We start from the raw sequence: 18683 nt of genomic DNA on the forward strand, positions 1-18683 counted from the left end.
GACAGATGAGCCTTGCCGGAAAGACCTTGTTCATGTCGGGCGGCAGCCGCGGCATCGGCCTTGCGATTGCGCTGCGGGCGGCGCGCGACGGCGCGAACATTGCGATCGCCGCGAAGACGGCCGCGCCGCATCCGCATCTCGAGGGCACCGTCTACACCGCGGCGCAGGCGATCGAGGACGCGGGCGGCCACGCGTTGCCGCTGGTCGCCGACATTCGCGACGAAGCGCGCGTGCAGGCCGTCGTCGCCGAGACGGTCGCGGCGTTCGGCGGGATCGACATCGTCGTGAACAACGCGAGCGCCATCCGCCTGACGGGCACGCTCGACACGCCGATCAAGCGCTATGACCTGATGCACGGCGTGAACGGGCGTGGCACGTTCGTGTGCGTGCAGGCGTGCCTGCCGCATCTACTCAAGTCGGCGAATCCGCATGTCCTCACGTTGTCGCCGCCGCTGTCGACGGACCCGAAGTGGTTTCGCGATTATCCGCCGTACATGATCGCGAAGTACACGATGAGCCTGTTTACGCTCGCGTTCGCGGCCGAATTCGCGAACGTCGGCATCGCGGTCAACTCGCTGTGGCCGCGCACCACGATTGCGACCGCGGCCGTGCGCAACGAGCTCGGCGGCGAGGACATGATCGCCGCGTCGCGCACGCCTGAAATCGTGGCCGACGCCGCGCATGCGATCCTCACGCAGCCGGCGGCCGCATGTTCCGGCAATTTTTTCATCGATGACGAAGTGCTGCTCGCGGCGGGCGTGCGCGATTTCGCGCAGTACGACGTGCAGGCTGGCTCGCCGCTGCAGGCGGACTTCTTCGTCGACGCGCTTCCGGGCATGCGCGCCGCTTTCGCGATCGCGAAGCAGGCCGCGTCGCCGTGATGCTCAACCGGACAGGGAGACGATGATGGGCGCATCCCGATTCAAGGCATTGGTGATGAAGGAAACAGACGGTGTCGTCGCGCCGTCGATCGAATGGCTGGGCGTCGACGATCTGCCGGACGGCGACGTCGTCGTCGACGTCCATTATTCGAGCGTCAACTACAAGGACGCGATGGCGCTGGCCAATCGCGGCATCATCCGCACGTTCCCGGCGATACCGGGCATCGATCTCGCCGGCGTCGTCGCGACGTCGGAGACGGCGCAGTTCCAGCCGGGCGACGCGGTCGTGCTGACCGGCTGGGGGCTCGGCGAGCGGCGCTGGGGCGGCTTCACGCAGGTCGAGCGCGTGAACGCAGACTGGCTCGTGCCGCTGCCGCCTGGCCTCACGCTGAGGCAAGCGATGGGGATCGGCACAGCGGGTCTCACGTCGATGCTGTGCGTGCTCGCGCTGGAGCAGCACGGTGTGCGCCCCGCGAGCGGCGAGATCCTCGTGACGGGCGCGAGCGGCGGCGTCGGCAGCCTCGCGATCGTGATCCTGTCGCAGATCGGCTACAGCGTCGTCGCGATGACGGGCCGGCCCGAGCACGAAGGCTATCTGAAGTCGCTCGGCGCGGCGCGCACGATAGGCCGCGACGAATACGTCACCGCGCGCAAGCCGGGACGTTACGGGATGGAGCCCGAACTGTTCGCAGGCGTTGTCGACACAGTCGGCGGCACGGTCCTGTCGACGGCGCTCGCGCGGCTCGCATATGGCGGTTGCGTGGCCGTCTGTGGGCTGGTCGGCGGCATCGATCTCGAGACCACCGTGTTTCCGTTTCTGCTGCGCGGCGTCACCGTCGCCGGCATCGATTCGGTGCGCTGTCCGACGCCGCGCCGCGTCGAAGCATGGCGGCGGCTCGCGCAATGCATGCCGGGTGCGCGGCTCGACGGCATGATTCGCGAGGTGTCGCTGGAACAGGTCGTCGATGCGGCGGGCGAACTCGCGAAAGGCCAGGGGCACGGCCGGACGGTCGTCAATCTGAGGGCGGTGCCGTGACCGCCTGCGGCGGGCGCACAAACGGAGCGTGGCGCGTCTGCCGGCGCGGCGACTTGCGCCGCGTCGAAGCAGGTGTGATCGCGTCGACCAACTGTTGCCGTTCGACGTTTCTGCTAACAGTGACCACAGATACTGCTAATGGGTAAATTCGTGGTAGCGCCGTCAGTAAAGGCTGAGCCAGAACGAGCGGTGCGCCAACACGGACGATGCCAGCCGCGCGGTTGCGGATGTCGCTTGCGGCTTGTTCGGCAGCATGCAGGTGACGGAGTACGGATTCGGCAGACGAGAGAAAGTCATGGCCCGCAGACGAAAGGTCCACGTGCGCTTAGTATTTCATTTTACATAATGCGTATTATCAATTTAAAAGGGTCTGATCGATATTTTGACCGCGCACCAGCCGCTCTTGTCAGTTTGTCTCTTCGCCAAGATTTTGGAGTTTCGGCCGACCGCTAGTACCCGCCAACGAAACACATGACCAAAGATCTGGGGCCGCTCGCGTGGACTGATTGATTACCGCCACTGGTTCGCGGAGCTTAAGCGGCGCGCGGCGGCCCGCTTCGTCTGAAATCGCCCCTGCTAGCCCGCCCCGCAGCGACCGGCGCCCTCGCACAACATGGCCGATTTTCGGTGGATCCTCGCGTAGCGTTAGAATAGCGCCCCTTCTCATGGGAGACGACAATGTCCTGGTTCGTTTATGAAGTGCCCGAATACCACGAAGACGCCGCGCGCATCGAACCCTTCAGCGAGCTGCGTAACCGTGTGCTGAAAGCCGGCGGCCCGGCCATGGCAGACGACCTGGAAAGCGTTCGCGAAAACGCCGCGGCGACAGCGGACACGCCGGAGCGCCCGCTGCGTACCCCGGAAAATCCGCAGGTTTTTCCGATTCCTTACGCCGACTCCATGATCCTGGTCGGGTTTATCTTCGATCTGAAACGCGAATTCCGGCAACTGGTCGTGTCGCCCGTGGAAATGCCCTGGTTGAAAGACGCGTAAAGCGTTGCGCCGGCGGGGTGTCATACCTGATGATCTGTCCACGGATCGTCGTGATGACGCTGTCCCGTTCGGCGAGCGGCAACGCGCAGGCCCGCTGCGCGCGTTCGCAAGCTAGAAACGATGTCGCAGCCCCGCCAGCACCGCGATCTGACTGCTGCGCCCCCCCGCCGGTCCGAAGAAGTCGATCGCAAGCGGTTGCATCGACCGGTTGGATCCGCGGTCCGGTGCGGATGTCCGCGGGCTCGACTTGAGTTTCTTTCACGAATGCTTCAATACGTAATCGATTAACCGCAGCACGAGCGGATTGGTATCGTCGCTGCGCCAGCAGATACCCACCGGCCACTTCGACGCCGGCCCGGTCAGGACGCGTTGATGGGTGCGCTCGCCCAGGGCTTCGACACCATGCCAGGGCAAAAAGGCGGCACCCAGACCGGCGGCCACAATCGAATGGACGGTCAGAATGTCGTCAGCGCGCTGGACGATGCGCGGTTCGAAGTGGGCGGACGCACACCACTGAGCGATTTGCGCATCGAGCCCCGGGCCGCGCGCGGGAGCCAGTGCGACAAAGCCCTGGCGGTTCAATGCCGACATCCGGCTACGTGAAGGCATCCTCACGTCGCGAGGCAGCACGAGCGCCAGCCGCTCATCGAGGATCCGCGCGAACGACAGGCCAGCGATTCCTTCGGGCGCTCGGCAAAACCCGATATCGAGCCTGCCGCCGAGCAAGCGCTCGTGCTGCTCCTTCGACGGCAGGTCGTTAAGCGTGATCAGGCAATCGGGAGTCGTCTCGCGAAAGCCGGCAATCAGTCTCGGTGCGGCGATCAGCGTCGAGATCCCGAAGCCGATGTCGAGATTGCCGCTCGTGCCGGTAATGGCGCGATGCATTTTGGCATCGATCTCGTCGCTCAGGCGCAGTAGGACGCCCGCCTCCTGCCGCAGCAGCTTTCCCAACGGAGTCAACTTTGCGCCATGCCGGCCGCGCTCGAACAGCGCCCCGCCAACCTGGGTTTCGAGCGCGTGAATCTGCTTGGAGAGTGTGGACTGAGTGACGAACAGCTTCGACGCCGCCTTGCCGTAGTGGCCGGCATCGGCCAGCTGAACGAAGGCATGTAGCAACTTGATATCCATTCGATATTCGACTTTTTTGGGTCGAAAATGTCATTTTACGAAACGACTTTTGCGTGGTCAAATGGCGCCCGATTCCCCAGTCGCCGCTTCTGGCTGCGCCCTGACAAGCGAGCGTGGCGACACGATCATTGTTTCGTAACTTAAAAAAATCGACATAAGAATAAATCGGCCGATACCGCCAAATGAGACGCCTTGTTCGGCAAGCACACGGCCGCTTGGTTGCATATGCAACCGCACCACCATGACGTAGATGGCTGCCCTATCTGTTCCACTGGTTTTCGAAGTCAGTCGCCCCGCATCACCGGAGCATCCGGCGCCAACCAGAAACACGAAAGAAAGGTGATCGAATCATGCCGAACGTCGCTGTGCTCACCGACACACGCCAGCACTGGCGCGCATGGCATCCGACAGCCGCCATGTTCTTCATCAACGGCGCGCTGATCGGCATGTGGGCCACGCAGATTCCGATACTCAAGGAACGGCTCGACCTCGCTCCCTTCTTGCTCAGCCTGATCCTGCTGATGCTCGGCGGCGGCACCGTGGTGGCGATGGCTTTCAGCGCATGGCTGATTCAGCGCATCGGCGTGGCGAGATCGATACGCATCAGCGCCGTCGTGTATTGCTTCCTTGCCAGTCTCATTCCGTTCGCGCCGGGCATCGTGACGCTCGGCGCCATCGTGCTATTGTTCGGCGCCTCGGGGGGCACCATGAACGTGGCCATGAACGCGCACGCCAGCGACGTCGAAAAGCGTTTCGGCCGCCCGTACATGTCTTCGTTTCATGGGATGTGGAGCCTGGGCGGCCTCTCGGCCGCGGGTGCCGGCGCCTTACTGCTGCGCGCGTTCAGCCCGGCTATCGAGGCGCTGGCGATCACCGTCGCGATGTTCGCGCTGTTCATCTGGGCCCAGCGCGGCCTGCTCTCCGGCAGACCGACGGAGAGCAGCGAACAGGTTTCCGGGAAAACGCGGCTGTCCCTGTTCGGTCCCGCCCTGCTGCTGGGCGTGGTTGCCACCTTTGCCTTCGCCTGCGAGGGTGTGGTGCTCGATTGGGCAGCGGTTTATATGCGGCATACGCTGGGCGCCGGCACGGAAAGCGCGCTGATGGGCTACGCATTCTTCGCCGGTTTCATGGCGCTCATGCGCTTCGCCGGAGACCTCATTCGCCGCAGATGCAGCGCGCGAGCGCTGGTCTGCGCGGGCGGCTTGATTGCTGCGATCGGGCTGCTGGCCGGACCGTTGAGCCGCGACCCGCTCGTCATGATCGTGGGCTGTGCGGTCGCCGGCGCGGGTCTCGCCAACGTCGTGCCAGTCCTCTTCAGCATGGCGGGCGCTCTTCCGCGCCCTGCGGTGCAGATCGCCACCGTCTCGGCCATGGGATTCGCGGGGCTGCTCGCCGCGCCACCCTTGCTCGGCCTGATCGGCCAGCATTATGGCCTGGGCTCGATCTTCTACACGGGGGCCGCCGCCGCCGCCGCGATTGCCGTCGTCACGTTCCTGGCCATCCACGCATCGCTCGCTCCACGCGCCACCATCGATGCGCAAGTGCGCTCGCCCGAGTGAGCCTCGCCCTGTTCCGCATGACTGCGCGGTAATGCCTCGTGACGTTCGTGAAAATCCGGATACCGATGGACGACCTCGTCCATCGAGCCGAGGGTGTGTCATGGCAATCACACAACAAGTAACCGCGGTAAACAGTTTCTATCGACGGAGTTCAGCCATTTCGAGACCTGTCACCAGCAGGGAAAAATGATGCCGGAATCGATTCTTCGCGTTGCTTCAATTCAGTTCCAACACCGTGCCAATGACAAAACATACAACCTCGGCCGAATCATGGACTTCGCCGGCGCGGCAGCCCTCAAAGGCGCGCTCCTGGCCGTCTGCCCTGAAATGTGCATCACCGGCTACTGGCACATACCGAAGCTGGATCGCGCCGAGCTGGAGGCACTCGCGGAACCGTTGGACGGGCCTTCGATCCGACGCGTCCAGGAGGCGGCGGCCGGGTTCGGGATCGCGATCGGGGTGGGATTGCTCGAGGCAGCACCCGACGGACAACTATTCAACACCTACGTTGTCTGCATGCCCGATGGCCGCCTGCACCGGCACCGAAAACTGCATGCGTTCGAACACGAGCAGATCAGCAGCGGAGACCGGTTCACCGTATTCGATACGCCGTGGGGAATGAAGATCGGCATACTCATCTGCTGGGATAACAACCTCATCGAAAACGTCCGCGCCACCGCGCTGCTGGGCGCGACGATACTCATCGCGCCGCATCAGACTGGCCGCACGCACTCCAGAAGCCCACATGCGATGAAGCCGATCCCCTTGATCAAATGGCATGACAGGCATCGCGATCCGGAGGCGATTGCCGCGGAATTCCGGGGGCCGAACGGTCGCGAGTGGCTGATGCGATGGCTGCCCGCGCGCGCTCACGATAACGGGATCTTCGTCGTCTTCAGCAATGGAGTGGGCCAGGACGAGGACGAGGTTCGCACTGGAAACGCGATGATTCTCGATCCGTACGGGCGCATCGTCGTTGAAACGGCCGCCTGCGAAGACGCGATGGTGGTAGCCGACCTCGACCTGCGACTCGTCGAGATGAGCACCGGGCAGCGATGGATGAGAGGCCGCCGCCCGGAACTATACGGTTGCCTGGCCGAAGTCCGTGGAGACGAATTCAATCCGCGCGATGCTCACTTCTCAACAGCGCCGACGAAGAACAGGTAGCGCGCGCCTAACCCGTTCGTCTTCGAGGGATTGCTTCGACCAACGGGCAATGTGTCGTGCGAAATCGTTTCCTGAGCGCTCGTCATCCTCTAAACCAGCGTTGGCTATCGGCCTCGTTGGGCATGGCTAGCGAGGCCGGTCACGAAGCAGCAGGCGCGACCCGACCTCCACGATGGACGTAATCGCCGGGAGCAGCTCCTGGCCCAGCGACGTCAACTCGTATTCCACGGACGGCGGTGACGTCGGCAACACGCTTCGCCGGATCACGCCCCGCTCCTCGAGGTCACGCAGCCTGCCGGTCAGCACCTTCGCGGTGATGGTCGGGTTATCGCGCCGCAACTCCGAAAACCGACGCGGGCCATTGCTCAGGCACCAGATGAGCTCGGGCGTCCACAGGCCGCCGATCAACGCCATGCATTTCGACATCGGGCAGCCGGGAAGCGGCTCCACCTTCTTTCGCATTCTCAAGCCCATCGTTGTCCCACGGAGGTTTCCATTTGGTTACTTGAAAATGATGCTAACCGATAGATAGATGGTTTCCAACAGAAACCATGCCCCCTACACTTGGAGCCTCACCTACCGACTCACGGAGAGAATCAACATGTATGCAATAACAGGAGCATCCGGGCAACTCGGGCGCCTTGTGATCGATGCATTGCTTGAAACCGTTCCGGCCGACCGGATTGTCGCGGCAGTCAGGAATCCCGCGAAGGCCCACGACCTGGCCGAGCGTGGCGTGGTGGTCCGCGAGGCCGACTACAAACGGCCCGAAACGCTCGCCACCGCGTTCGTCGGGGTCGACAAACTCCTGTTGATCTCGTCGACCGAAGTCGCCGGCCGCCTGCCATTGCATCGCGCAGTGATCGACGCAGCCCGGCGGGCTGAAGTCTCGTTGCTCGCCTATACGAGCATGCTGCATGCCGACACATCGCCCGCCCGACTCGCGATCGAGCACCGGCAGACGGAAGAAGTCATCGCGGCCTCGGGCCTCCCCGCCGTCATCCTTCGCAATGGCTGGTACACCGAGAACCATCTGATGGCCCTCCCCGCGGCGCTCGAGCACGGCGCGTTCATTGGGGCCGCGAAGGAGGGGCGCTTCTCGTCCGCCGCGCGGAAGGACTATGCCGCGGCCGCAGCCGTGGTACTGACGACGGACGGCCACACAGGGAAAACCTATGAACTGGCGGCAGACGATGCGTTCACGCTGGCGCAACTGGCCGCAGAGGTTTCGCGGCAGTCCGGCAAGACCGTCGTCTACAACGATCTTGCGCAGGACGCTTATGCAGACGTGCTGACGAGCGTCGGATTGCCGCCCGAGTTTGCCAGCGTCCTGGCCGATGCCGATGTGGCCGCCTCGCGCGGTGCGCTGTTCGACGATGGCGGCGCTCTCGCGCGACTGATAGGTCGGCCCACGACGCCGTTGGCGAGCGTCGTCGCAACTGCGTTGCGCGATTAAGGCGAGCAGGTCCCGATGAGGCGCCGGCCAGCGCCGGTGCTGGTGCAGCGTGCGCGTACGGCTGATGCTGCCGGGACGCATGCCCGGCAGGCGCTTCGTCGACAACGCTTGCTCGATGGCGGGCAGTGTGGCCGGCGCGTGTACAGACGCATCGATCCCGCCAGCCGCCCTGCTGCCCGCGGCCCGTTGGAACCGGCGGAAGCACGCGTTGCGAATCATGTCGACCGACGACTCGCGTAGTACACGTCCATTGGCGTCTACGGTCGCACGCGGCTCACAATCGGTAAGTCCGCATCGCATTGCCGACGAAAAGCGCATCGCGCTCCTCGTCGCCGGCGCCCGCGACAATCGCCGCATAAGCGTGCCAGAGCGCCGGATAGCCGGCATGGAGCCGATCGACCGGGAAATTCGACGCGAACATGCAGCGTGCCGCGCCGAACACGTCGATGGCCTCCAGCACGTACGGGCGGAAACTTTCGACCGTCCAGCGATGGTCGAACATCGCGAGCCCGGACAGCTTCATCGTCACGTTCGCCCGCCGCGCGAGCCCGCGCAGTCCGTCACGCCATTCGCGCCAGCCGTGCACGCTGGTCCGGTCGACGAACATGCCCGTGTGATTGACGATCACGGGCGTGTCGGGGTGCGCATCGATGACGACGAGCGCGGCGCCGACCTGGGCGGGATACAGCTGGAGGTCGAACGACAAACCGAACTCGCTCAGCATTCCGAAGTTCTCTCGCCAGCGCGGTTCGGCCAGATAGTCCACGTCGACATAGTTGTACCAGGGGTCCGGATGCCGGTTCAACACCTGCCGGATGCCGCGCACGTTGGGATGCGCTGCCGCGCCGGCGAGCCGGATGCGTGCGTCCGGCGCGAACAGGTCGACGCCCGCGACGATCCCGTCCGGCATCCCGCCGCTCGCCGGCGCATCGGCAAGCGCCTGCAGCCAGTCGACTTCGCTCGGTGTCGTCCACGCATCGTGGATCGCCTCGACATGCACGACCTTCAGCACGTCGATATCCGCGCCGGCGTCAGCGCGCAGGTCTGCAGGCCGGTACCGGCGCGGCAAATCCGCCACCGCGCCCGAGAACGCCGGTCGAGCGCGATCGAGCCAGCCGTAACTCAGCGCGTCGGCGTCCCAGAAATGGACATGTGGATCGACAACCTGCATGGGGGCTCCGTGAGTTGATACGACGCGATGATCCGCTGCAACGGTTCGGCACACGTCGACCGCTGCCGATCCGTTGAGCGGGCCGGCCTCATTCCAGATGAAACATCGGCTCCAGCGATTGCTCGACCGGACGTCCATCCGGCCCGGTCGCCATCAGGTCGGCCATGTACGCCCACCAGCGGCGCATCACGTCCGTTTCGGCGAGTTGCGCGATCCGGTGATCGGCCGGCCGCTTGAGCACCGCGAACAGGTGATGGGTGTCGTCGTCGAGAAAGATCCAGTAGTCCGATATGCCCGCTGCACGCAGCGCGTCGGCCAGTTCCGGCCAGAGCGCATCGTGCCGGCGCCGGTATTCGTCCCGCTTGCCGGGGTGCAGGCGCATCCTGAAGGCGATCGTTTCCATGGCCAGGCCTCGTTGTTTCACTGCAGGTTCACGTACATGCCGCCGTCGACGAGCAGCGCGGCGCCATTCACGTAGCGCGCCATGTCGGACGCGAGAAACACGACGCAGTCGGCGACGTCGTCCGGCTCGCCGAGGCGGCCGAGCGGAATCCGGCGCTCGAAGTACTCGGTCTTGCCGGGCGCGGCGAGATCGTCGTCGTTGATTTCGGTCCGGATCGTGCCCGGCAGCACCGAATTGCAGCGGATCCGATGCGGCGCGAGCGCGACCGCGCACGACTGCATCAGCGCATGGACACCGGCCTTGGTCGGCGTGTAGTGCGTCTGCATGCCGCCGCCGACCAGCGCGCTGATCGAGCTGGTCGCGACGATTGCGCCGCCGTGCCCTTGCGCGGCCATTTGCCGGGCGGCGGCCTGGGTCATGTAGAACGCGCCGTGCAGGTTCACTTCCATCGTTCTTTGCAGCAGATCGGGCGGCAAGTCCAGGAATCCGTGGAACGGGCAAATGCCGGCATTGCTCGCCAGCACGTCGATCCGGCCGAATCGCTCGACCGCTGCCGCGACCAGCGCGCGCGCCGTGTCGGGCTGCGCGATGTCGCCCGGCACGGCAAGCGCGTCGCGCCCCGTCGCGCGGATGGCGTCGACGAGCGCGTCGATCTCGTGATCGGCCTGCGCAGGCAGCAGCGGGTTCGCCCAGTAGTTGACGACGATGTCGGCGCCATGCCGCGCACACGCCAGCGCGATCGCGCGGCCGATCCCGCGCGATCCGCCCGTCACGACGACGATCCTGTCTTCGAGCAACTTCGTCATTGCGCCCTCCTCTACTTCGACCCTCACGCGTTCAGCAGCGGCTGCCGCCGTCCCAGCGGGCCGGCATCACGCCGCGCGCTCAATGTTCATACGGGCGCTGCATGCGCACGTCCGGATTCAGGCGCACGCCGAAACCGGGGGTGTCGGGCACCTTCATCCGGCCGCCGGCCGGCACCGGCTCGTCGAGCAGCAGCGGATCGAACATCGGCACGACACGATCCGCCTGCGGCGCCATCATCAGGAATTCGGCGAACGGGCTGTTGTGCCGCGTCGCGACGAAGTGATAGCTGTAGACCGAGGAGCCGTGCGGAATCACCAGCACGCCGCGCGCGTCGGCGAGCGCCGAGATCCGCATCAGCTCGGTGAGCCCGCCGCACCAGCCCACGTCCGGCTGAATGATGTCGCAGCACTCCATCTCCAGCAGCATCCGGAAGCCCCAGCGGGTCGCCTCGTGCTCGCCGGTCGTGACGAGCATGCCGCGCGGCACATCACGGCGCAGCTTCGCATAGCCCCAATAGTCGTCGGGCGGCAGGCATTCCTCGATCCATTTCAGCCCGAGCGCGTGCGCTTCGTGCGCGAGCCGCGTCGCATACGGCACGTCGAGGCTCATCCAGCAGTCGAGCATCAGCCAGAAATCGTCACCGACACGCGAACGCATCTCGGCGAGCGCATCGAGATTGCAACGCAGGCCGGCGTCGCCCTCGGCAGGGCCGTGATGCAACGGCAGCTTGCCGCCGATGAAGCCCATCTCCTTCGCGAGATCGGGTCGAGCGCCGGTCGCGTAGAACTCGAGCTCGTCGCGCACCTTGCCGCCGAGCAACTGGTGCACGGGCTCCTGCCGGACCTTGGCGAGCAGATCCCACAGCGCGAGATCGACGCCGGAAATCGCATTGAGCACGACACCCTTGCGCCCGTAGTACAGCGTCGCGTAGAACATCTGATCCCACATCTTTTCGATGTCGGTCACGCGCTGCCCTTCGATGAAGCGCGCGAGATGCCGCTCGACGATGAACGCGCCGATCTCGCCGCCGGTCGTCACCGCAAAACCGACCGTTCCATCACTGGCCTCGATTTCGATCACGAGCGTGCCGAGCACGTTGATGCCGAACGACTGGCGGCTCTGCCGGTATTCGGGGTAGCGCGACATCGGCGTCGCAATGTGGTCGTCGATCCAGTGACCGGCATCCTGATCGTGGTAGTCGGCACCGCCACCACGCACCGTCAGCGCGCGGACCGCGCGTATCGTCGGCATGCTCATTCTTCGGGTTCCTTGGTTGGGTCTTCGAGTGCGGAGGCCACCCGTACGCGTCGTGCGCACAGGCTACGGCGGAAATCGCAACGTCGTCCTGCGAGGTCGCCGCGTCAGCGCGCCCAGCGCAGCACCAGCGCGTCGAGCCGTCGCGCAATCTCGATCAGGCCCGCGCGCGTCGCCGGATGCAGCGGCGCGAGCGGACGGCGCGGCGCGTCCGATGCGATCACGCCGCCCTCCTTCATCAGCGCCTTCGCCGCCAGCAGGCCGGCCTGACGGTTCTCGTAATTGATCAACGGCAGCCATTGCTCGTAGCGTGCGACCGCGTCGTCACGCTGCCCGGCGAGATAGGCGGCGAGAATCGGCCGCAGCCCGTCCGGATAACCGCCGCCGAGGATGCTGCCGGTTGCGCCCGCATCGAGATCGGCGAGCAGCGTGATCGCTTCCTCGCCGTCGAACGGCCCTTCGATCGCGTCGCCGCCGAGCGCGATCAGTTCGCGCAGCTTCGACGCCGACTGCGGCACCTCGATCTTGAAATAGCGCAGATTCGGAATCGTGTGCGCGAGGCGCGCCAGAAACGCGGCCGATACCTGCGTGCCGCTCATCGGCGCATCCTGGTACATGATCGGAATCGCGATCGCGTCGGAGAGCTCCGCATAGAACTGCTCGATCGCGGCCTCGCCGCAACGAATCGTCGCGCCGTGGTACGGCGGCATCACCATCACCATCGACGCACCGGCCGCCTGCGCGGCGCGGCTGCGCGCCGCGCAGATCGTCGGATTGAAATGCGTGGTCGTCACGATCACCGGTACGCGGCCCGCCACGTGCTCGAGGATCGCCGCGATGAGCCGCTCGCGCTCGTCGTCGGTCAACGAAAACTGCTCCGAGTAATTCGCCAGGATGCAAAGGCCGTCCGCGCCCGCGTCGATGATGAAATCGACACAGCGTTTCTGGCCCGGCATATCGATCTCGCCCGACTCGGTGAAGATCGTCGGCGCGACGGAGAACGCGCCCGTATAGCGGCGGTGAATCGGCGTAGGCAGGCTCATCTATCATCCTCTTTTATAATAAGTCATCCGAATTATATGGCGCAGCGTTCGTGCGCCAATACCCAGATCAAGCACGGGTCACACGCGACCGTACCGGCCTCGCAGCCCGTCCGTCACGCCGCAATAAATCGCCTTCAGCTTCAGACGCTTGTTTCTCGCATGCAGCAGCACGAACGCGACATGCTTGAGCGTGATGAGATTGATCAGCAGCATCGCCGGATAGCGCCGCCAGTAGTCACGCGCGACCAGGATGCAGTTGCGCGCTGCATAGTAGTGGCGCAGCGCGCTCTGATCGAATATCTCGACGCGCGGCCAGTGCTGCTGCGCGGACGGGCTGCCGAGCTCGTGGGGCAGCGACACGTCGGCGTTGACGCGTACCGGCACGCCGTGCGCCTGCGCACGCATGCAGTATTCCGCGTCGACGTGGTCGATGAAGAAATCCTCGCGGAAGCGGCCGAGCGCACGATACGCGTCGAGCGAAATCGCGGTGCCCGACGAGATGATGACCGAGCACGACAGCAGGCCCTGCGCGCCGCCGTGGATCGGCGTGATCTGCGCGGACCAGCGGCGCACCGTGAACAACGGCAGGTCGCGCTGAAAATTGCGGTTGAAGATTCGCGGGCCGACCAGGAAGCGGCTGTCGCCCACCCGCGCGCAGCCGGCCAGCATTCGATCGAAATAGTCGTCCGGAACGTGCGAATCCTGATCGAAGATGAAGAAGACGTCGCAGCCGCGGCCGATCAGGAATTCGACGCCGGCGTTGAACGCGCCGGCGATTCCGCCGCGATTGTGATTCGCGATCACGTCGACGCCGCCTTCGGCGAGCCGTGCATACAGCGCACGATCGGCGACGGGCGAATTGTCGACCGCGACGACGGCGGGGCTTTTGTCAGGCAAGGTCAGCAAATGCTCGATCTGCGCTGCGGACGGCTTGTACAGCGTGACCAACGTACCGTGTGTCATGACGGCACCTCGTGACGATCAAGTAGCGATGCGCCGCACCGGTCGATCCGGGCGGCCCGTCCTCCTTTGCACGACTGCTTGTCTCGTCGACCGGCCGGTCCTGCCCGTTCGCGTGCTGCACGCGATCGTCGCAGGCCGCTGCGGCCGGTCTTTCTCTATTTTGCGTACAGCTTGACGACGCTCGCCTGGACGACGCGCGTGATCTCCTCCATCCGCCAGCGGATATGCGTGTCGGTCAGCGTCGCGCACCGCGCCGCATCCCGTTCGGCGAGCGCGTCGAGAATCTCGAGATGCTCGGTAAACGCCTCGTTGCGCCGCTGATCGACATCGACCCAGCGCACGTAGTGAATCCGTGCGTTGATCCCTTGCAGCACGCGGCCGATCTCGGCATTGCCCGACAACGCGGCGAGCTCCAGGTGAAACTGCTCGTCCTTGACGACCAGCTCGGCCGACGACATCCGCGCGGCATTCTTCATCACCTGCTTCCAGAAGCGACGCAGCGCCTTGATGTCGTTGTCCGACGCGCGCTCGCACGCGAGCATCACCGCGGTCGTCTCGATCGAGCGACGCACTTCGAACAGATCGAACACATCCTTCCCCTCCAGTTCCCGAATGAAGAAACCACGGTTCGGTACGAACACCAGCAGGTTTTCGGCAACGAGCCGGTTCAGCGCCTCGCGAATCGGCGTGCGACTCACGTTGAAGCGCTCGGCGAGCTCCAGCTCGTTGAACCGTTCGCCCGGCCGGATCTCGTACAGCACGGCCATCTGTTTCAACTGCTCGTAAATCTCGTTGACCGTGAGGCCCGTGCGCGTCGGCGCCGCGGTCTCCCGGCCAGCCATAACGGAAGTCGACATCTCGTCTCCTGGTTCCACCTGTTGTTACCGCGCGTCATTATCCATCGGCAATTCGCCAGCGCGCGTCTTTTTACATGTGCAAGCCATGCATCACCGCATCAGCAGGCTGCCGAAGCCCGGCACGGGATCGTCGATGCCCGCGAGCCGCAGCGCGTGCCATGCGAGCGCGTGATTGCTCGACAGCACGGGCTTGCCCGCACGCGCTTCGATGTCGGCCAGCGCATCGACGATGCGAAGGCTCGTGCACGACACGAATACGGCATCGACGGCCGGGTCGGCGGCGAGCGTCAGCACCGCGTGCTCGATCGACGCGCGCTCGATCCGGGCGACCTCGTTGTCGTCGCGGTGCTCGAACGAGCCCACCCGCACGATATCGACGCCGCGCGCACGCAGGTACGCGGCCATCGCATCGTTGATCGTGCGCTCGTACGGCGTCAGCAGCGCGACGCCGCGCGCGCCGAGCGCCGTCAGCGCGACGCGCGCCGCGGTAATCGGCGTGGTGCACGCGACGCCGGGCCGCGCCTCGCGGATGCGCTCGAAGACGCGCTCCTCGCCGAGTACCATCGACGCCGACGTGCAGCCGAACGCCACGACGTCGAGGCGCTCGCCCGGCCGGATCAATTCGACCGCGGCGCAGATGCCGCCGTCCATCTGCGCGAGCGTCTCGGCCGTGATCTCGGCGGAATTCGCGATCCGGCTTTCGTAGAACGCGACACCATCGATGGCGAGCAGACGCCGCCACTCGTATTCGATCGTATGATCGGTCGCCAGCACGACGAGGCCGATCGCCGCCCGCCGCGCGATGCCGGCGTCGAGCGAGAAATCGAAGCGGGCGTAGGCGTCGCGCACCGGGCCGGCTCCGACGCCCGGATCGGACGCCTGGGGGATAGAGAGAAGTTCGCTCATTGGAGGGTCATCCCGGTGATGTCGATATCGGGCCGCTTGCCGTGGATCAGATCCGCGACGATCTTCGCGGTGCCGCACGACATGGTCCAGCCCATATGGCCGTGGCCGGTGTTGAAAAACAGGTTGCGGTGCCGGGAAGCGCCGATGATCGGCGTGCCCTCCGGCGTCATCGGCCGCAGTCCTGCCCAGTACGACGGCTTCGAGTAGTCGGCACCGTTCGGGAACAGTGCCTGCGCGGTCGCCAGCATGTGCGCGAAATCGCCCGGTGAATGCGTGGTGTCGTAGCCGCTGAATTCGGCGGTCGCGGTCAGCCGCAGCCGGTCGCCGAAGCGCGCCCATGCGACGAGCTGGTTCTCTTCGACGCCGCCGAGCGCGGGCGGCTCGTGCGTGTCGCCGATCGGCAGCGTGACCGAGTACCCCTTGACCGGATAGATCGGCAACCGGTAGCCGAGCGCGCGCGCGACGGCCGGCGAATATGCGCCGAGCGCGAGCACGTATCGATCGCCGGTCACGCGGCCCTGCGACGTCTCGACGTAGTCGATCGTATCCGCGCTCGCGCGCACGCCGTCGATCGACGTGCCGAAGCGAAATTCGACGCCGAGCGCACGGCAGCGCTCGGCGAGCGCGCGCGTAAAGAGATGCGCGTCGCCGCTCTCGTCGCTCGGGCAATGGATCGCGCCCGCGATCCCTGCCGCCGCGTGGCGCAGCGCCGGCTCGCGTTCGACGGTGGCCCGCGCATCCAGGATGTCGAGCGGCAGACCGTTGTCGGTCAGAATCCGCATGTTCGCGACGCCGCGTTCGAACGAAGCCGGATCCCGATACAGGTATAACAGCCCGCCGCTCGTCCGGTCGTACTCGAGCCGTTCGTCGCGCGTCGCCTGCTGAAGCCGCTGCTGCGCATAACGACACAGCCGCACCTTGATCGACGTGTTGCGTCGCGAGCGCTCGGCCGTGCAGTTCTGCAGGAACAGCGCGCACCATGCCCACATCCGCCAGTCGGGCGTCCATTTGAGCCGCAGCGCCTGGCCGTCGGCAAACAGCGACTTGAAGAGAATCTTCGGCGCGCGCGGCGATGCCCAGGTGTACGAATGACCGGGGGCGATCAAGCCCGCGTTCGCGAAGCTCGTTTCGAGCGCGACGCCGTCGCGACGTTCGATCACCGTCACCTCGTCGCCCGCCTTCGCGAGAAAATACGCAGTGGTCACGCCAACGATGCCGCCGCCGAGCACGATCGTCTTCATCGTCCGGTTCTCCTGTACTAGCTCGCGGCGATCGCCGCGATCTCGACCGTGTACTGCGGAAACGCGAGCTTCGATTCGACGCACGCGCGTGCCGGCGCTTCGCCCTGCGGCACCCACGCATCCCATACGCCGTTCATCTCGGCGAAGCTGCGATAGTCGGCCAGCCAGATGCTCGCGGACACGATCCGGCGCTTGTCGAGCCCCGCGCCTTCGAGCAACTGGTCGATCTTGTCGAGAATCTGACGGGTCTGTCCGGCCACGTCGAGCGACGTGTCGTCCGCTACCTGGCCCGCGACGAATGCCAGCCCGCCCGCAACCACCAGCTGGCTCATCCGTTCACCCACGCCGTATCGCTTGATCTCCACCATCTGACTGCCCTCCGAGGTCGTGTCGAGTTGGGCAAATTTAAGCACTGCAATTCACCTCTGTATACACTTTTTTCAGAAATATCCTGCATTGCGCCACATTGGCGCGCCCGTGCACCATGGCTATCCACGATCTTTATCGTCGTGCATAAATGCATGAAAACAGGGCGATTTCTCTGTCATCAACGGGGCTTTCGCCATTCCGCACAGCGGCTCGAAAATTTATTTGCAAACGATTTTTGATCTGTGATTCTGTCGACACTTCTGTATATCAAACCACGCCGCCATCCGTGCGGCCGACCATGCGACGGGAGAACGAAGATGAAGGCAAATCAGTGGAGTGTCGGTATCTGGATCGCGCTCGGTACGGTGGCGTCGGGTGCCGCGCAGGCCGACGTCAGCGTGGGCGCGGTGCTGCCGCTGACCGGCGCGAGTGCGTCCATCGGCGAAGACCAGCGCCGCGGCATCGAGCTCGCCGTCGCGCAGATCAATGCGAAAGGCGGCGTGCTGGGCCAGAAGCTCGCCGTGCGCATCGAGGATTCGGGCGGCTCGGCCAATACCGCACTCGACGCCGCGCGCAAGCTCGCGACCGTCGAGCATGTACCGGTCGTGCTCGGCGAATTCTCGTCGTCGGTGACGATTCCGGTCGGACAGTTCCTGGTACGTCAGGGCGAGGTGCACATCAACATAGGCTCGTCGAGTCAGCAAGTGCGCAAGATCGGCGCAGGCTCGTTCAGCGTGATCGGGCTGGACGATCTGTCCGCGCGCTTCGCCGCTCAGGACGTGTACGCCCGCAAGCTGCGCCGCATCGCGCTGATCGCGCCGAACAACGGCTATGGCCAGGGTATCGCCGGCGAGTTCAGGAAGCGTTTCGAGGCGCTCGGCGGCACGGTAGTGTCGACGGTGCTCTACACGGAAGGACAATCGACCTATCGCCGCGAACTGGAGCAGGCATCGCGCGCGCAGCCCGATGCGTATGTCTACAGCGCCTATGGCCAGGAGGCCGCGACGCTGAACCGGCAGGCATTCGAGATGCGGCTCAACCAGCATCCGTGGTACGGCATCTATCTGACGATGTGCACGAGCGACACGCCTGCGCAGATCGCGCAAGGCCAGATCGGCCTCGAGGTCGCCGCGCTCGGCGCAGGCGCGAAAGCGTATGCGAGCGCCTATCAAGCCGCGTACAACGAGGCGCCGCGATCGGCGTTCGGCAGCTATGCGTACGACGCGACGCTGTTGTCCGCGGCGGCGATCGGCCGCGCGCAATCCGTCGACCCGGCGAAGATTCGCACGGCGCTCGCGGCATTGGGCAAGTCGTATACCGGCGTGACCGGCGCGATCGCGTTCGATACCGACGGCCAGCGGGAAGTCCAGCCCTACGAGAAGGTGGTCTACCGCCAATCGGTCGTCGCGCAGCAGTGAGCGACCGCCCGCCTGAATGAACGAGAGGACA

19 protein-coding genes and 1 pseudogene are annotated in these 18683 nt (G+C 65.1%); 7 read left to right on the forward strand and 13 right to left on the reverse strand.

Annotated elements, in window-relative coordinates:
- The first annotated feature begins 5 nt into the window (after positions 1 to 5).
- Positions 6 to 881, forward strand: a complete 876-nt coding sequence (locus tag HWX03_RS28605; RefSeq protein ID WP_174430470.1) for an NAD(P)-dependent oxidoreductase — start codon at positions 6 to 8, stop codon at positions 879 to 881.
- 55 nt (positions 882 to 936) lie between these two features.
- Positions 937 to 1917, forward strand: coding sequence for an MDR family oxidoreductase (locus HWX03_RS28610; RefSeq protein ID WP_244132804.1), 981 nt, complete (start codon positions 937 to 939; stop codon positions 1915 to 1917).
- Positions 1918 to 2092: 175 nt separating this feature from the next.
- Here the strand turns inward: HWX03_RS28610 and HWX03_RS37070 are convergent.
- Positions 2093 to 2236 (reverse strand): annotated as a pseudogene (locus HWX03_RS37070) (LysR family transcriptional regulator); the annotation flags it as partial.
- Positions 2237 to 2595: 359 nt separating this feature from the next.
- On the opposite strand from HWX03_RS37070, the gene HWX03_RS28615 reads away from it, so the two are divergent.
- Positions 2596 to 2910, forward strand: a complete 315-nt coding sequence (locus HWX03_RS28615; RefSeq protein ID WP_124698344.1) for a helicase — start codon at positions 2596 to 2598, stop codon at positions 2908 to 2910.
- A gap of 258 nt (positions 2911 to 3168) precedes the next feature.
- On the opposite strand, the gene HWX03_RS28620 is transcribed toward HWX03_RS28615, so the two are convergent.
- Positions 3169 to 4038: a LysR family transcriptional regulator gene (locus HWX03_RS28620; protein ID WP_174430477.1), complete on the reverse strand. Its 870-nt coding sequence runs from the start codon at positions 4036 to 4038 to the stop codon at positions 3169 to 3171.
- Between the two features lie 308 nt (positions 4039 to 4346).
- Between HWX03_RS28620 and HWX03_RS28625 the strand changes: the two genes are divergently transcribed.
- Positions 4347 to 5597, forward strand: a complete 1251-nt coding sequence (locus tag HWX03_RS28625) for an MFS transporter (protein ID WP_347879540.1) — start codon at positions 4347 to 4349, stop codon at positions 5595 to 5597.
- 186 nt (positions 5598 to 5783) lie between these two features.
- The gene (locus HWX03_RS28630) at positions 5784 to 6764 is read left to right on the forward strand and encodes a nitrilase family protein (RefSeq protein WP_208456828.1); all 981 of its coding nucleotides are present in this window, start codon (positions 5784 to 5786) and stop codon (positions 6762 to 6764) included.
- Between the two features lie 126 nt (positions 6765 to 6890).
- Here HWX03_RS28630 and HWX03_RS28635 read toward each other — a convergent pair whose 3' ends face one another.
- Entirely contained in the window at positions 6891 to 7226 is a 336-nt protein-coding gene (locus HWX03_RS28635) for a helix-turn-helix domain-containing protein (protein WP_023474530.1), read from the reverse strand.
- Between the two features lie 139 nt (positions 7227 to 7365).
- On the opposite strand from HWX03_RS28635, the gene HWX03_RS28640 reads away from it, so the two are divergent.
- Positions 7366 to 8220: an SDR family oxidoreductase gene (locus HWX03_RS28640; protein WP_175873604.1), complete on the forward strand. Its 855-nt coding sequence runs from the start codon at positions 7366 to 7368 to the stop codon at positions 8218 to 8220.
- A 274-nt stretch (positions 8221 to 8494) separates the two neighbouring features.
- Here the strand turns inward: HWX03_RS28640 and HWX03_RS28645 are convergent, their stop codons facing one another.
- From HWX03_RS28645 to HWX03_RS28690, 10 genes are all read right to left on the reverse strand, one after another.
- Positions 8495 to 9391 (reverse strand): amidohydrolase family protein, encoded by an 897-nt coding sequence (locus tag HWX03_RS28645; RefSeq protein ID WP_175873571.1) that lies wholly within the window; start codon positions 9389 to 9391, stop codon positions 8495 to 8497.
- An 88-nt stretch (positions 9392 to 9479) separates the two neighbouring features.
- The gene (gene rhaM / locus HWX03_RS28650; protein WP_175873572.1) at positions 9480 to 9794 is read right to left on the reverse strand and encodes an L-rhamnose mutarotase; all 315 of its coding nucleotides are present in this window, start codon (positions 9792 to 9794) and stop codon (positions 9480 to 9482) included.
- 17 nt (positions 9795 to 9811) lie between these two features.
- The gene (locus tag HWX03_RS28655) at positions 9812 to 10600 is read right to left on the reverse strand and encodes an SDR family NAD(P)-dependent oxidoreductase (protein ID WP_175873573.1); all 789 of its coding nucleotides are present in this window, start codon (positions 10598 to 10600) and stop codon (positions 9812 to 9814) included.
- A 79-nt stretch (positions 10601 to 10679) separates the two neighbouring features.
- Entirely contained in the window at positions 10680 to 11858 is a 1179-nt protein-coding gene (rhmD, locus tag HWX03_RS28660; protein ID WP_175873574.1) for an L-rhamnonate dehydratase, read from the reverse strand.
- A 104-nt stretch (positions 11859 to 11962) separates the two neighbouring features.
- Positions 11963 to 12898: a dihydrodipicolinate synthase family protein gene (locus tag HWX03_RS28665; RefSeq protein WP_175821193.1), complete on the reverse strand. Its 936-nt coding sequence runs from the start codon at positions 12896 to 12898 to the stop codon at positions 11963 to 11965.
- 78 nt (positions 12899 to 12976) lie between these two features.
- Positions 12977 to 13861: a glycosyltransferase family 2 protein gene (locus HWX03_RS28670; protein ID WP_175873575.1), complete on the reverse strand. Its 885-nt coding sequence runs from the start codon at positions 13859 to 13861 to the stop codon at positions 12977 to 12979.
- Positions 13862 to 14016: 155 nt separating this feature from the next.
- The gene (locus HWX03_RS28675; protein WP_174430495.1) at positions 14017 to 14718 is read right to left on the reverse strand and encodes a GntR family transcriptional regulator; all 702 of its coding nucleotides are present in this window, start codon (positions 14716 to 14718) and stop codon (positions 14017 to 14019) included.
- 90 nt (positions 14719 to 14808) lie between these two features.
- Entirely contained in the window at positions 14809 to 15624 is an 816-nt protein-coding gene (locus tag HWX03_RS28680; RefSeq protein WP_175873576.1) for an aspartate/glutamate racemase family protein, read from the reverse strand.
- Complete coding sequence (locus HWX03_RS28685; RefSeq protein WP_244132805.1) at positions 15621 to 16865, reverse strand: D-amino acid dehydrogenase; 1245 nt, start codon at positions 16863 to 16865, stop codon at positions 15621 to 15623. Before HWX03_RS28685 ends, HWX03_RS28680 begins: the two co-directional genes overlap by 4 nt.
- Before the next feature lie 17 nt (positions 16866 to 16882).
- Complete coding sequence (locus HWX03_RS28690; RefSeq protein WP_175873605.1) at positions 16883 to 17233, reverse strand: RidA family protein; 351 nt, start codon at positions 17231 to 17233, stop codon at positions 16883 to 16885.
- Positions 17234 to 17551: 318 nt separating this feature from the next.
- Here HWX03_RS28690 and HWX03_RS28695 point away from each other — a divergent pair, with 318 nt between their 5' ends.
- Positions 17552 to 18652 (forward strand): ABC transporter substrate-binding protein, encoded by a 1101-nt coding sequence (locus HWX03_RS28695; RefSeq protein WP_175873578.1) that lies wholly within the window; start codon positions 17552 to 17554, stop codon positions 18650 to 18652.
- Positions 18653 to 18683 lie beyond the last annotated feature (31 nt).

The sequence above is a fragment of the Burkholderia sp. BCC0397 genome, from assembly GCF_902832865.1.
GTDB lineage: Bacteria > Pseudomonadota > Gammaproteobacteria > Burkholderiales > Burkholderiaceae > Burkholderia.

Coding starts and splice junctions, on each gene's coding strand:
- HWX03_RS28645 (WP_175873571.1), bottom strand. CDS start 9,391: ATGCAGGTTGTCGATCCACATGTCCATTTCTGGGACGCCGACGCGCTG.
- HWX03_RS28665 (WP_175821193.1), bottom strand. CDS start 12,898: ATGAGCCTGCCTACGCCGATTCACCGCCGCTATACGGGCGCGTTCTCC.
- HWX03_RS28610 (WP_244132804.1), top strand. CDS start 937: ATGAAGGAAACAGACGGTGTCGTCGCGCCGTCGATCGAATGGCTGGGC.
- rhmD (WP_175873574.1), bottom strand. CDS start 11,858: ATGAGCATGCCGACGATACGCGCGGTCCGCGCGCTGACGGTGCGTGGT.
- HWX03_RS28615 (WP_124698344.1), top strand. CDS start 2,596: ATGTCCTGGTTCGTTTATGAAGTGCCCGAATACCACGAAGACGCCGCG.
- HWX03_RS28655 (WP_175873573.1), bottom strand. CDS start 10,600: ATGACGAAGTTGCTCGAAGACAGGATCGTCGTCGTGACGGGCGGATCG.
- HWX03_RS28675 (WP_174430495.1), bottom strand. CDS start 14,718: ATGTCGACTTCCGTTATGGCTGGCCGGGAGACCGCGGCGCCGACGCGC.
- HWX03_RS28640 (WP_175873604.1), top strand. CDS start 7,366: ATGTATGCAATAACAGGAGCATCCGGGCAACTCGGGCGCCTTGTGATC.
- HWX03_RS28670 (WP_175873575.1), bottom strand. CDS start 13,861: ATGACACACGGTACGTTGGTCACGCTGTACAAGCCGTCCGCAGCGCAG.
- HWX03_RS28685 (WP_244132805.1), bottom strand. CDS start 16,865: ATGAAGACGATCGTGCTCGGCGGCGGCATCGTTGGCGTGACCACTGCG.
- HWX03_RS28680 (WP_175873576.1), bottom strand. CDS start 15,624: ATGAGCGAACTTCTCTCTATCCCCCAGGCGTCCGATCCGGGCGTCGGA.
- HWX03_RS28695 (WP_175873578.1), top strand. CDS start 17,552: ATGAAGGCAAATCAGTGGAGTGTCGGTATCTGGATCGCGCTCGGTACG.
- rhaM (WP_175873572.1), bottom strand. CDS start 9,794: ATGGAAACGATCGCCTTCAGGATGCGCCTGCACCCCGGCAAGCGGGAC.
- HWX03_RS28630 (WP_208456828.1), top strand. CDS start 5,784: ATGATGCCGGAATCGATTCTTCGCGTTGCTTCAATTCAGTTCCAACAC.
- HWX03_RS28690 (WP_175873605.1), bottom strand. CDS start 17,233: ATGGTGGAGATCAAGCGATACGGCGTGGGTGAACGGATGAGCCAGCTG.
- HWX03_RS28635 (WP_023474530.1), bottom strand. CDS start 7,226: ATGCGAAAGAAGGTGGAGCCGCTTCCCGGCTGCCCGATGTCGAAATGC.
- HWX03_RS28620 (WP_174430477.1), bottom strand. CDS start 4,038: ATGGATATCAAGTTGCTACATGCCTTCGTTCAGCTGGCCGATGCCGGC.
- HWX03_RS28605 (WP_174430470.1), top strand. CDS start 6: ATGAGCCTTGCCGGAAAGACCTTGTTCATGTCGGGCGGCAGCCGCGGC.